This window comes from Burkholderia sp. SJZ089, from assembly GCF_007828315.1.
Lineage (GTDB): Bacteria > Pseudomonadota > Gammaproteobacteria > Burkholderiales > Burkholderiaceae > Burkholderia > Burkholderia gladioli.
Genome location: NZ_VIUM01000008.1, coordinates 347,741 through 358,489, shown reverse-complemented (window position 1 = coordinate 358,489; position 10,749 = coordinate 347,741). Strand labels below are relative to the sequence as shown.

Annotated in this window: 6 protein-coding genes; all 6 read left to right on the top strand. The window is 68.6% G+C overall.

What is annotated here, in order from left to right; all coding sequences use genetic code 11:
- Positions 1-669: trehalose-6-phosphate synthase (locus FB600_RS17770; protein WP_186467902.1), on the top strand; the 669-nt coding region annotated here is incomplete at its 5' end.
- A 258-nt stretch (positions 670-927) separates the two neighbouring features.
- Positions 928-2,883 carry a collagen-like triple helix repeat-containing protein gene (locus FB600_RS17765; protein ID WP_145768426.1) on the top strand — a complete coding sequence of 652 codons (1,956 nt, stop codon included), beginning with the start codon at positions 928-930 and terminating at the stop codon, positions 2,881-2,883.
- Between the two features lie 194 nt (positions 2,884-3,077).
- Positions 3,078-4,352 (top strand): isoprenylcysteine carboxylmethyltransferase family protein, encoded by a 1,275-nt coding sequence (locus tag FB600_RS17760; protein ID WP_096751577.1) that lies wholly within the window; start codon positions 3,078-3,080, stop codon positions 4,350-4,352.
- 377 nt (positions 4,353-4,729) lie between these two features.
- Positions 4,730-8,515 (top strand): nitrate reductase subunit alpha, encoded by a 3,786-nt coding sequence (locus FB600_RS17755; protein WP_145757163.1) that lies wholly within the window; start codon positions 4,730-4,732, stop codon positions 8,513-8,515.
- Positions 8,512-10,038 carry a nitrate reductase subunit beta gene (gene narH / locus FB600_RS17750; RefSeq protein ID WP_096751579.1) on the top strand — a complete coding sequence of 509 codons (1,527 nt, stop codon included), beginning with the start codon at positions 8,512-8,514 and terminating at the stop codon, positions 10,036-10,038. The genes FB600_RS17755 and narH overlap by 4 nt, the downstream gene beginning before the upstream one ends.
- On the top strand, positions 10,035-10,748 hold the full coding sequence (gene narJ / locus FB600_RS17745) for a nitrate reductase molybdenum cofactor assembly chaperone (RefSeq protein ID WP_098182067.1): 714 nt from the start codon (positions 10,035-10,037) through the stop codon (positions 10,746-10,748). The genes narH and narJ overlap by 4 nt, the downstream gene beginning before the upstream one ends.
- The last annotated feature ends 1 nt before the right edge of the window (position 10,749 follow it).

Sequence of the window (10,749 nt, the reverse complement as noted above, 5' to 3'; positions counted from 1 at the left end):
TACGAGCAGATGCGCGACGAGTATTCGCGCCGCAAGCTGCTGCTCGGCGTGGACCGCCTCGATTACTCGAAGGGCCTGCCGCAGCGCGTGCAGGCGTTCCGCGAGATGCTCGACCGCTACCCGGAGATGCGCCAGAGCGCGACGCTGATCCAGATCGCCGCGCCGAGCCGCGAGGACGTCGACGCCTACGACCACCTGCGCCAGGAGATGGATACGCTGTGCGGCTCGCTCAACGGCGACTACGGCGAACTCGACTGGATGCCGGTGCGCTACATCCACCGCAGCCTGGACCGCAGCTCGCTGCCGGGGCTGTACCGCGCGAGCCGGGTGGCGCTGGTCACGCCGCTGCGCGACGGCATGAACCTGGTGGCCAAGGAGTTCATCGCCGCGCAGGACGGCAAGGACCCCGGCGTGCTGGTGCTGTCGCGCTTCGCCGGCGCCGCCGAGCAGCTGACCGATGCGCTGCTGGTCAATCCCTACGACATCCAGGGCACCGCGCGCGCGATCCAGGCGGCCCTGACCATGCCGCTGGACGAGCGCGTGCGACGCCACACGGCCCTGCTCGCCGAGATCCGCAAGCACGACGTGCACTGGTGGACCACCGGCTTCCTCGGCGCGCTCGACGACGCGCCGATCCCGCCCACGCGCCGGCCGGCCGGGCTGGTCTGAGGATCCGCTGAAGCCGGGGCGGCGCCGCGCGTCACGCCCCCGGCTCGTTACGGCAGCTTGCCCGGCGTTACGTAGCACCACGCGGAACATCGGGCTCGCCGCGTTAACAATTGCGGCGCGGTTTCGCGCATTGCGCTCGCTTTCCTGGGATTGTTCGCAGGAAATTTCACGAAGCCAACGCTCCACGCATGATGGATATGCGTGGTCCGGATTTTGCAGCAAGCCCCTCCAGAACAACATTTTTTCTGTGAGGATGCTATGCGCGCGCTATTCAAGAAATCCGCGATCACCGTCGGCGTGTCGTCGCTGCTCGCGTTGCAGGGTTGCGGCGGGACCGACGCACTGACCACGCCGCCGGGCGGCAATCTCGGTATCGCGACCTCGGGTACCTCGGGCGGCGCGTCGGGGACCTCGGGTACTTCGGGTGGATCGTCGGGGACGTCGGGCGGCGGGACTTCGGGTAGCTCGGGCACTTCGGGCACTTCGGGCACTTCGGGCACTTCGGGCACTTCGGGCACTTCGGGCACTTCGGGCACTTCGGGCACCTCGGGTACTTCGGGCACGTCTGGTACTTCGGGCACCTCCGGTACTTCGGGCACTTCTGGTACTTCAGGCACCTCCGGTACTTCGGGCACCTCCGGTACTTCGGGCACGTCTGGTACCTCGGGCACCTCCGGTACCTCGGGCACCTCCGGCACTTCGGGCACGTCTGGTACCTCGGGCACCTCCGGTACTTCGGGCACTTCTGGTACCTCGGGCACCTCCGGCACTTCGGGCACGTCTGGTACTTCGGGCACCTCCGGTACTTCGGGCACCTCCGGTACTTCGGGCACCTCCGGTACTTCGGGCACCTCCGGTACTTCGGGCACCTCCGGTACTTCGGGCACCTCCGGTACCTCAGGCACGTCTGGTACCTCGGGCACCTCCGGTACTTCGGGCACCTCCGGTACCTCCGGTACCTCGGGCACCGGCACCAGCCCGCTCGGCACCATCATCAACCAGCTCGGCAACATCGTCACCGCCACCGGCAAGACCGTCGCCGACGGCGGCACGCAGGTCGCCAGCAGCGGCATCCCGATCGTCAGCACGGGCACCACCACCGGCATCGGCAACGCGGTCAACAGCCTCGGCAACGGCATCGTCTCGCTCGGCAACGGCCTGGGCGCCGGCCTCGGCCAGATCGGCACCTCGTCGAACCCGCTCGGGCCGACGCTGAGCTCGGCGGCCAACCTGGTGTCGAACGTGGCCAACTCGGTGCAGTCGCTCGGCGGCGCCGTGTCGAGCCTCGGCAGCGGCCCGCTCGCGCCGCTCGCCCCGCTCACGCAGACGCTCGGCACCGTGGTGAACTCGCTCGGCGGCGTGGTCGGCAACGTCGGCACGGGCCTCGGCACCGTGCTCGGCAGCGCCCCGGTCCAGCAGATCGAGACGGGCGTCAGCTCGCTGGTCAACCCGATCACCAATGCCGTCACCAACGTCACGCAGACGGTCGGCTCGGCCACCGGCCTGGGCGCGCCCGTCAACAGCCTGCTCGGCACCATCGGCGCGGGCCTGGGCAGCGCGGGCGCGGCGATCTCGAATGCCACCGGCAACCCGGTCGGCAAGGATCTCGGCAACGTGGTCACCCAGCTCGGCAACACCGTCTCGAGCACCGGCGGCCTGCTGACCGGCTCGACCACCAACCCGCTCGCCCCGCTCTTGAACCTGACCGGTTCGCTGGGCCTGAACCTGGGCCTGGGTGCCACCATCGGCGGCGGCTCGAGCAGCGGCAGCAGCACCTCGGGCTCGGCCTCGTCGGGCACCTCGGGTACCAGCACCGCCGGCCTCGGCGCCCTGCTCACCCCGGTCACCAATCTGATCGGCGGCCTGACGGGCAGCGTCGGCGGCACCGCCAACGGCGGCGCATCGGCCGGCCTGGGCGGCCTGCTCGCGCCGGTCACCAACCTGGTGGGCGGCCTGACCGGCAGCCTGGCAGGTGGCGCGCAAGGATCGATCGGCTCGAACGGCGCGGCCGCCGGCGTGACCGGCACCGTGTCGGGCGCGGTGGGCACGGTCGCCAACGCGACCGGCTCCGTGACCGGCGCCGTGTCGGGCGCGGCCAACGGCGTGACGGGTTCGCTGTCCGGTTCGAGCACCGCCTCCGGCGGCACCTCGGCGGGCCTGCTTTCGCCGGTGACCAACCTGCTCGGCGGCCTGCTCGGCGGCGGCAAGAAGTAAGGCGGCAAACCCGGCGGCGGGAACATCCGCCGCCGGCATCCAGGCCGCGCCGTGGCGGCAGGAATCGACACACGGCGGCAGGCAACAACACGCAGCAAGCAACGAGCAACAAGCAGCGGAAATACGGCGGCCGGGCACCTATACTCCAACAGCCCGGCCGACCGATCACAAGATGTCATCACACGAGGAATGACATGAACTCGACCATCGATAGTCTCTCCGACGTCGGGGCCCGGCCACCCCGTTCCGCCACCCCCTTCACGGTCGGCCTGGCCGGCATCGCCGCGGCGCTGGCCGTGCTGTGGTTCTCGCGCGACGGCAGCCTGCTGAGCGGCGCCGGCCGCGGCTTCGCGGCCTGCTTCGCGATCATCGTGGTGGTGGCCAGCTACGAGCTGTTCGTGGCGCGCGCCTACCTGCGCCCCAGCGCCGGCCTCGCCGCCGAGGCGATACGCCCGATGAGCTTCGCGCGCGTGGCGATGCGGCTGGCCGGGCTCGGCTCGATCTACGCCGGCATCGCCTTCATCTACTGGCTGCTGCCCGAATACCACGGCGACTTCTACAAGCCGTTCTGGAGCCTCTGCGCGATGCTCGCGCCGTACTTCGCGGTCGGTGCGCCGCTCTACTTCGCCTGGATGGACGCGCGTCAGCGCGAGGTCGACGACGCCTACCTGTGCTGGGCGCGCTTCGTGTTCCGCGGGCAGAAGCCGGAAAGCTGGTCGAGCGTGCGCGAGATGCTGGCCGGCTGGGGCGTGAAGGCCTTCTTCCTGCCGCTGATGTTCGTCTACGTGTCGAGCAACGCCGACCACCTGACCGCCTCGCTGACGGCCCTGCAGAGTGCGCCCTACTCGCTGGCGACCTTCCGCTTCCTGTACGAGCTGGCCTTCACCATGGACCTGCTGTTCGGCTCGGTCGGTTATCTCTGCACCTTCCGCATCCTAGACAGCCACGTGCGCACCGTCGAGCCCACCACGCTCGGCTGGCTGGTCGCGCTGGTCTGCTACCAGCCGTTCTGGTCGCTGATCTCGGATCGCTATATCCGCTACGAGGGCACGCTGTTCTGGGACAACTGGCTGGCCGGCGTGCCGCTGATCCAGTGCCTGTGGGGCGCGGTGATCATCGCCCTGGTACTCTGCTACGCGCTCTCGACGATCTCGTTCGGCCTGCGCTTCTCGAACCTGACCAACCGCGGCATCATCACCTCGGGCCCGTATCGCTTCACCAAGCACCCGGCCTACCTGACCAAGAACCTGTCGTACTGGATGATCTCGGTGCCCTTCGTCGGCGCGCTGGGCTGGCAGGTCGCGCTCGCGCACTGCGCGGCACTGCTGGCCGTCAACGGCATCTACTTCATGCGGGCCAAGACCGAGGAACGCCACCTGATGCGCGATCCCGAGTATCGCGCCTACGCCGCGTGGATCGCGCAGCACGGCTTGTTCGCGAGAATCCGGCAGGTGTTCGGGCAAGCCTGAACCTCGAAACGAAACGAGCCGCGCACCAGCCATGCGCGGCTCGCCCTCCCGCCGATGCGCTCCCCGCATCACCGCCCCGTCAAAACATCCATCGATATACAGCGAATCGCCCAGACATTTCGTTTAGCTTAAGATCGATGGATTCCCCGCGTTCGAAAATTCGCAGCAAGCCGGGAAATCTCCTTCCATCCCCACCTGGAAATCTCATTGAGCGTTTGATGCAGGTCGCATCCCGCATCGCGGCGCGTCGCTAAGATGGCGTCGCCCGATGCGGCGCAGTCGCGGTACCGGTAACGGATCAGTCTGTCCGGCACGCCCGGCGGACCGGAGCGACCCGCAACGCAGTTCGGCCAAACGTCCCCCAACGCGAGGTTTCGATGAGTCACTTCCTCGACCGGCTGCGGTATTTCACCGTGGCCCGGCAGTCATTTTCCGATGGTCACGGCACGGTCACCGACGAGGACCGAAAGTGGGAGGACGGATACCGGCAACGCTGGCAGCACGACCGGATCGTGCGCTCCACGCACGGCGTGAACTGCACCGGCTCCTGTTCGTGGAAGGTCTACGTGAAGGGCGGCATCGTCACCTGGGAAACCCAGCAGACCGACTACCCGCGCACCCGCCCCGACATGCCGAACCACGAGCCGCGCGGCTGCGCGCGCGGCGCCTCCTATTCCTGGTACCTCTACAGCGCGAACCGCATCAAGTACCCGATGGTGCGCAGCGCGCTGGTGCGGCAGTGGCGCGAGAAGCGCCGCACGCTCGCGCCGGTCGAGGCCTGGCGCGCGATCGTCGACGACGACGAGGCGCGTCGCGGCTATCAACGGCGTCGCGGCCTGGGCGGCTTCGTGCGTTCGAGCTGGGAGGAGGTCAACGAGATCATCGCGGCGGCCAACGTGCATACCATCGAACGACATGGCCCCGACCGCGTGGTCGGCTTCTCGCCGATCCCGGCCATGTCGATGGTGTCCTACGCGGCCGGCTCGCGCTACCTGTCGCTGATCGGCGGCGTCTGCCTGAGCTTCTACGACTGGTATTGCGACCTGCCGCCGGCCTCGCCGCAGACCTGGGGCGAGCAGACCGACGTGCCCGAATCGGCCGACTGGTACAACTCGACCTTCATCATGATGTGGGGCTCCAACGTCCCGCAGACGCGCACGCCCGATGCGCACTTCCTGGTGGAGGCGCGCTATCGCGGCACCAAGATCGTCTCGGTGTTCCCCGACTACGCCGAGGGCGCGAAGCTCGGCGATCTCTGGCTGCACCCGAAGCAGGGCACCGACGCGGCGCTCGCCTTGGCGATGGGCCATGTGATCCTCAAGGAATTCCACCTGGCCGGGCGCGGCGACTATTTCCTCGACTACTGCCGGCGCTATACCGACATGCCCTGCCTGGTCCGGCTGGTACCGCATCCCGAGGGCGGCTACCTGCCCGAGCGCATCGTGCGCGCCTCCGATTTCGACGGCGCGCTCGGCGAGACCGAACGCGCCGACTGGAAGAGCGTGATGATCGACGAGGCCAGCGGCGAGTTCGTGGTTCCGGTCGGCTCGATCGGCTTTCGCTGGGCCAGGCCCGGCGAAGCCGATCGCGGCAAGTGGAACCTACGCGACCAGACCTCCGGCGGCGCCTGCTTCACGCCGCGACTGACGCAGACCGCCGCGCACGACGAGGCGGTCGAGGTGTTGTTCCCGTACTTCGGCAACCAGCCGCATGCGCACTTCGCGCATACCGGGCACGGCTCGACGCTCAGGCGCCGGATCGGCGCGCGCCGCGTGGCGACGCACAACGGCGAGATGCTGGTGGCCACCGTCTACGACCTGTTCGTCGCCAACTACGGGCTCGACCAGGGGCTCGGCGGGCGCGACGTGGCCGCCTCCTACGACGACGACCTGCCCGGCACGCCGGCCTGGCAGGAGGCGATCACGGGCGTCAAGCGCGCCGACGCGATCGCCGTCGCCCGCCAGTTCGCCGACAACGCGCACAAGACCCAGGGCAAGTCGATGGTGATCATCGGCGCGGGCATCAACCACTGGTTCCACATGGACATGTCGTACCGCGCGATCATCAACATGCTGGCGATGTGCGGCTGCATCGGCAAGTCGGGCGGGGGCTGGTCGCACTACGTGGGGCAGGAGAAGCTGCGCCCGCAAACCGGCTGGCTGCCGCTGGCCTTCGCCACCGACTGGTATCGCCCGCCGCGCCAGATGAACTCGACCTCGTTCTTCTACGCACATACCGACCAATGGCGCTACGACGGCATGGACCCGCGCCAGTTGCTCTCGCCGCTGGCCGATCCGACGTCCTTCCCGGCCACGCCGATCGACTACAACGTGCGCGCCGAGCGCATGGGCTGGCTGCCCTCGGCGCCGCAGCTCGGCGAGAACCCGCTGCGCGTCGGCGCGAGCCTGGACGCGAACGACGCCGCCTCCGATGCCGCCCATCAGGTAGCGCAACGCCTCGCCTCGGGCTCGCTGGCGATGGCCTGCGAGGACCCGGACGCGCCGCGGAACTTCCCGCGCAACCTGTTCGTCTGGCGCTCCAACCTGCTCGGTTCCTCCGGCAAGGGCCACGAATATTTCCTCAAGCATCTGCTCGGCACCACCCATGGCGTGCAGGGCGAGGACCTCGGCGCCAGCGGCGGCGCGCGTCCCGAGGAGGTGCAATGGCACGAGGAGGCGCCGCGCGGCAAGCTCGACCTGCTGGTCACGCTGGACTTCCGCATGTCGACCACCTGCATGTACTCCGACATCGTGCTGCCGACCGCCACCTGGTACGAGAAGGACGACATGAACACGTCCGACATGCATCCCTTCATCCACCCGCTGTCGGCGGCGGTCGATCCGGCCTGGCAGTCGAAGAGCGACTGGGAGATCTTCAAGGGCATTGCGAAGCGCTTCTCCGATCTGTGCGAAGGCCATCTCGGCGTCGAGCGCGACGTGGTGCTCGCGCCGATCGCGCACGACACGCCCGGCGAGCTGGCCCAGGCCTTCGAGGTGCGCGACTGGAAGCGCGGCGAATGCGAGCCGCAGCCGGGCCGCACCATGCCCGCCATCACGGTGGTCGAGCGCGACTATCCCGCCACCTACCGACGCTTCACCTCGCTCGGCCCGCTGCTCGATCGGCTCGGCAACGGCGGCAAGGGCATCGGCTGGCAAACCCATGAGGAAATCGAACTGCTCGGCGCCCTGAACCGCCGCACCGAGCCAGGCGAGCACGGGCCGGCAGGTCGCCCGCGCCTGGACAGCGCGCTCGACGCGGCCGAGACGATCCTCGCGCTGGCGCCCGAAACCAACGGCGCGGTGGCGGTCAAGGCCTGGCGGGCGCTGTCCGCGATTACCGGCATCGAGCACGCGCACCTGGCGGCCGCGCGCGAGGACGAGAAGATCCGCTTTCGCGACATCCAGGCCCAGCCGCGCAAGATCATCTCCTCGCCGACCTGGAGCGGCATCGAATCCGAGCACGTCTCGTACAACGCCGGCTACACCAACGTTCACGAGCTGATCCCCTGGCGCACGCTGAGCGGCCGCCAGCAGCTCTACCAGGACCATCCCTGGATGCGCGCGTTCGGCGAGGCGCTGTGCGCCTACAAGCCGCCGATCGACACCGGCAACTATGCACACCTGCTCGGCACGCGCTCGAACGGCAACCCCGAACGCGTGCTGAACTTCCTCACCCCGCACCAGAAGTGGGGGATCCACAGCACCTATACCGACAACCTGCTGATGCTGACGCTGTCGCGCGGCGGCCCGATCGTGTGGATCTCGGAGAGCGACGCGCGGGCGATCGGCGCGGCCGACAACGACTGGATCGAGTGCTACAACGCGAACGGCGCGCTCTGCGCGCGCGCCGTGGTCAGCCAGCGCATCCCGCCGGGCATGGTGATGATGTACCACGCGCAGGAAAAGATCATCAACACGCCGGGCTCCGAGATCACCGGCACCCGCGGCGGCATCCACAACTCGGTCACGCGCGTGGCGCTCAAGCCCACCCACATGATCGGCGGCTACGCGCAACTGTCCTATGGCTTCAACTACTACGGCACGGTCGGCTCGAATCGCGACGAATTCCTGATCGTGCGCAGGATGAACCGGATCGACTGGCTCGACGGCGAAACGGTGGATGCCGGCGCCGCGGACAGCCTCAACGCGGGAGAGCTCGAATGAAAGTGCGCGCACAGATCGCGATGGTGCTCAACCTCGACAAGTGCATCGGCTGCCATACCTGCTCGGTGACCTGCAAGAACGTCTGGACCAGCCGCGAGGGCATGGAATACGCCTGGTTCAACAATGTCGAGACCAAGCCCGGCATCGGCTACCCGAAGGACTGGGAGAACCAGACGCGCTGGCGCGGCGGCTGGCAACGGCACGCCGACGGCCGGCTCGAACCGCGCCTGGGCAGCAAGTGGCGGCTGCTCGCGCAGATCTTCGCCAACCCGCACCTGCCCGAGATCGACGACTACTACGAACCCTTCAGCTTCGACTACGCCCAGCTGCAGCAGGCTGGCGACGCCACGGCGATGCCGGTGGCGCGGCCGCGCTCGCTGGTGAGCGGGCAGCGCATGGAGAAGATCGAATGGGGACCGAACTGGGAGGAGATCCTCGGCGGCGAGTTCGAGAAGCGCTCGCAGGACGTCAATTTCGAGGCGGTGCAGAAGGACATCTACGGCCAGTTCGAGAACACCTTCATGATGTACCTGCCGCGCCTTTGCGAGCACTGCCTGAACCCCGCCTGCGTGGCATCCTGCCCATCCGGCTCGATCTACAAGCGCGAGGAGGACGGCATCGTGCTGATCGACCAGGACAAGTGCCGCGGCTGGCGCATGTGCGTGTCGGGCTGCCCGTACAAGAAGATCTACTACAACTGGCAGAGCGGCAAGGCCGAGAAATGCATCTTCTGCTACCCGCGCATCGAGGCCGGCGAACCGACCGTCTGCTCGGAAACCTGCGTGGGCCGGATCCGCTATCTCGGCGTGCTGCTCTACGATGCCGACCGCATTGCCGAGGCCGCCGGCGTCGAGCGCGAGACCGATCTCTACGAGGCCCAGCTCTCGGTGTTCCTCGACCCGCACGACCCCGAGGTGCTGGACCAGGCCACGCGCGACGGCGTGCCGGCCGCCTGGCTGGAAGCGGCGCAGCGCTCGCCCGTCCACAGGATGGCGATCGACTGGAAGATCGCGTTTCCCCTTCATCCCGAGTACCGCACCCTGCCGATGGTCTGGTACGTGCCGCCGCTCTCGCCGATCAACGCCGCCGCCAACAGCGGCGTGCTCGGCATGAACGGCTGGCTGCCCGATGTCGAATCGCTGCGCATCCCGCTGCGTTACCTCGCGAACCTGCTGACCGCCGGCGACGAGGCGCCCGTCAAGCTGGCGCTGCAACGTCTGCTGGCGATGCGCGGCTTCATGCGTGCACGGCATGTCGACGGCGTGGAGGCCAGCGGCGTGCTGGAGCAGGTCGGGCTCTCGCTCGCGCAGGTCGAGGAGATGTACCGCTACCTGGCGATCGCCAACCACGAGGATCGTTTCGTGATCCCGACCACCCATCGCGAGACCGCCGAGGATGCCTTCGAGATGCGCGCCTCCTGCGGCTTCTCGTTCGGCAACGGCTGCTCCGACGGGCGCACCTCGGGCAGCCTGTTCAGCCCGAAACAAGGCGCGAAGACGATTCCTATCCGGGAGGCTTCATGACACGCCATCCAGGCGAACCCGATCCGATCCACGCGGCCCTGTCCGCGCTGCTCGACTATCCCGACCAAGGCCTGCTCGAGGTGCTCGACTCGATCGAGGCGCACCTGCGCGCGCATCCGCGTCTCACGAAGGCCGCGCGCGCCGGGATCGACCGCTTCCTCGCCTACCTGCGCGAGCGCGACCTGCTCACGCTGCAGGAGAACTACGTCGCGCTGTTCGACCGCGGCCGCGCCACCTCGCTGCACCTGTTCGAGCACGTGCATGGCGAGTCGCGCGATCGAGGCCAGGCGATGGTCGACCTGCTGCGCATGTACGAACGGCAGGGCCTGCAATTGCAATCCGGCGAACTGCCCGACTACCTGCCGGTGTTCCTCGAGTATCTCTCGCGGATTCCCGCCGCCGAGGCGCGCGCGCTGCTCGGCGAGACGGCCGGGATCCTGCGCGCGCTGGCCGGGCAACTGACGCAGCGCAACAGCCATTACGGCTTCGTGATCGGCGCGCTGCTGCCGCTGGCCGGCGTGGCCGCCTCGCAGGCACCGGACGCGCCGCGCTCGCCCGACGACGACGATGCCGGGCGCCGCCCGGCGCGCGAGGACTATCGCGCGCTCGACGCCGCGTATGCCGACGAGGCGGTGCGCTTCGTCGGCGCCGCCATCCCGGCCGAGCAGCCGCTGCCCTTCCACGCGCAGCGCCCGGCGCGCCGCGCATGAG

Excerpts from the sequence above, each read along its gene's own strand:
- FB600_RS17765 (WP_145768426.1), top strand. The coding sequence starts at position 928 with ATGCGCGCGCTATTCAAGAAATCCGCGATCACCGTCGGCGTGTCGTCG.
- FB600_RS17760 (WP_096751577.1), top strand. The coding sequence starts at position 3,078 with ATGAACTCGACCATCGATAGTCTCTCCGACGTCGGGGCCCGGCCACCC.
- FB600_RS17755 (WP_145757163.1), top strand. The coding sequence starts at position 4,730 with ATGAGTCACTTCCTCGACCGGCTGCGGTATTTCACCGTGGCCCGGCAG.
- narH (WP_096751579.1), top strand. The coding sequence starts at position 8,512 with ATGAAAGTGCGCGCACAGATCGCGATGGTGCTCAACCTCGACAAGTGC.
- narJ (WP_098182067.1), top strand. The coding sequence starts at position 10,035 with ATGACACGCCATCCAGGCGAACCCGATCCGATCCACGCGGCCCTGTCC.